Raw genomic sequence first — 1,070 nt, 5'->3', positions numbered from 1 at the left:
GTCTTTTTCTTGATCCGACAGGTTGAGGTAGAACAATACTTCACGCAGGCAATGCTGTTTCTCCCAGGGCATTTGCGGCTGCATCATCAGGGTGCGGATCATCAGCGGGATACATTCTGTGACTGTGGCACGATACTTACAGATTTGCCCCCAGAAGGCGCGGGCGCTGAATTTTTCCAGCATCACAAAGGTGGCTCCCGCCGAAAAGGCCGCCATGGCTGCGGTGCACTGGCAGTCAATATGATAGGCGGGCATGGGGGTCAGGTAGATATCATCGTCCCTAAGGGCACATTGCCAGGCGGTATAGTAACCGGCGAATCTGAGATTGTAGTGGGTAATTACCACGCCCTTGGGACGGGAAGTCGTGCCCGAGGTAAATAGGATTTCGGCAACATCGCTGCTGCTCAATGGCACTCTGTGTTGCAGCTCGTCGGGTTGTGCCAGCCTTAGGCGATGAAAATTGAGAATATTGGCCGGCGCGGTGGCAGATTCATCGGCAATCAGCAGTATCTGCTGTAGTGGAGAGCCGGGATCTTGCTGCAAACAGCTATAGAGTGATTGAAAATCGCTGCTGGTAACCACCAGCGAGATACCACACTTGTCCAGAATGTAGGCGGTTTCTTCCTGCAGCAGATGAGTATTTATTGGCACCATGATGGCGCCTATCTTGGCCAGACCGAACCAACAGAAGATGAACTCGGCACAGTTGTTGATATGCAGTGCCACCTTGTCGCCCTTGGTGACGCCCAGCGAATGAAACAGGTTAGCGGTGCGGTTGATCTCTTTATTGAGCCCGGCATAACTGTATTCCTGGGCTAGCCCTTGAAGGTTTTCGACGATAAGCGCCGTTTTCTCTCCATAGTTGAGGGCCAGATCATCCCAAGTCTGACGTAAATCTTGTCCAGCTATTATATCCATTTGACACCTTGCTCAATAAAACGTTTTCAGCGGGGTATACTGCGAAGGCTTGAACACAAGCCTTCGCGCGACTTCAGGAGTTATTTGTCTCCTTTGATTTTGGCCAGCCCTTTATTCACTAGCTCTTGGATAGCGGCTTCGTCGTAGCCGAT

Annotated in this window: 1 protein-coding gene; it reads right to left on the bottom strand. The window is 51.5% G+C overall.

Annotation, left to right across the window (positions count from 1 at the left end; translation table 11 throughout):
- Nucleotides 1-918 (bottom strand): AMP-binding protein (locus IEX22_RS16135; RefSeq protein WP_188669257.1); only part of this gene is annotated, 918 nt, incomplete at its 3' end.
- Nucleotides 919-1,070 lie beyond the last annotated feature (152 nt).

Origin of the sequence: Tersicoccus solisilvae, from assembly GCF_014643255.1 — a bacterium.
Classification (GTDB): Bacteria; Actinomycetota; Actinomycetes; order Actinomycetales; family Micrococcaceae; genus Tersicoccus; species Tersicoccus solisilvae.
The sequence above is the reverse complement of the archived record's forward strand: the minus strand, read 5'-3'. Positions and strand labels throughout refer to the sequence as shown.